Below are 271 nucleotides of genomic sequence, written 5' to 3' on the forward strand. Positions count from 1 at the left end.
GGCTTGTCCCCCGCATTTGGGGTTTTTGTGTTTGGCGTAACAACGATATTTTGCACACTGTTGTTGCCCGTGGCTTTGCCCACGGTGATGTCAGTTTTTTGGCTGGAAACTCCGTTCAGTGAGGCGGTTACATCGATATTACCGAGGTCTTTGAGTGGCACCTGAGCGGTGTAGCTGCCATCGCCATTATCCGTCCAATTTAAGGTATCGCCTTTTAGGCTGCCTAAGTGAAGGTTATTTTTGTCTAACCCTTTGATGCCGTTACCAAAGG

The 271-nt window shown here is 48.7% G+C and carries 1 protein-coding gene; it reads right to left on the reverse strand.

Going from position 1 to position 271, the window contains the following annotated elements; all coding sequences use genetic code 11:
* A partial coding sequence (locus tag AC4IFO_RS23190; RefSeq protein ID WP_490737878.1) for a hypothetical protein occupies positions 1 to 271 on the reverse strand: 271 nt, incomplete at both ends.

The sequence above is a fragment of the Providencia sp. UF-224 genome, from assembly GCF_058245955.1.